Here is a 926-nt window from a genome sequence, read left to right on the forward strand (position 1 = left end):
TCGATAATGCCCGTGCTGTCTACCTTTACGCCCCTTAAAACGCCGCCATACTCTGTATAGGGGGTTGCAGAAGTCCCGGCCTCTAACTGGAAGGTGGCCGTATCCGCAGTCATGATCGTCAGGCGGACGTAGTTTACGCCATCGGGCGGCGTGAACGTCTGGGTAGGCGTTGTCGAACCACCCCGAATGAATCCAGCTTCAGTAGGTGACCCATAGTGGGAAACGAACCGCATCCCGGTCGTGCTGCTGCCCTTGCCAAAATAGGGCTGGCCCGCTGTCACCGGAATGTAATCCGTGAGGGTATAGGTCGCATTGGCGTTTTTAACCCCGTTTTCATTCAGAAAGTACCCGACTTCCTTAATCTTTTTATTGAAGAGATTCTTCGACTCCTGAACGAAGTTTACCTCCGTGGTGGTAATCGTGCGGGGTGCAATCTGGCCAGCTGTAATGGAGCGACTAGCCAGCTTGGCGGGGGTGATCGCCCGGTCGGCGATTCGGGTGGCTGTGATCGTAGCCGGGCGGATGGCCGTGCTGTCAATGAGAACGCCCGTCAGAACCTGAGAAACCGCATAATCCGCGTAGGGGGTTGCAGAAGTACCTCTTTCGAGCTGGAAGGTATTCTTATCCGTAGATAGGATCGAAACCCGTACGTACCGAGTGCTGGAAGTAGCGACGACTGACGTGGTAAAGTCATCAGAACCGCCTGCGATGACCGTTTTGGCAGCATTGAAAAACGTGGTAAACCGCATTCCCCGCGAATCCGTACCCTTGCCAAAATAGGATTGATTCGGCTCAACTTCAATGAAATCCGAGAGACTATAGCCAGGGTTGGTGTTGACCAAAACCCCGGCTTTATTCAGGTACGAACTATCCTTCGCCGTTATCTTATTAAACAGGTTCTTACCTAGCTTGGAGGCTATGAACGT

1 protein-coding gene is annotated in these 926 nt (G+C 53.0%); it reads right to left on the minus strand.

What is annotated here, in order from left to right:
• A partial coding sequence (locus tag BWI93_RS27975) for a hypothetical protein (RefSeq protein WP_217902343.1) occupies nucleotides 1-926 on the minus strand: 926 nt, incomplete at both ends.

It is taken from the genome of Siphonobacter sp. BAB-5385 (assembly GCF_002261125.1).
GTDB lineage: Bacteria > Bacteroidota > Bacteroidia > Cytophagales > Spirosomataceae > Siphonobacter.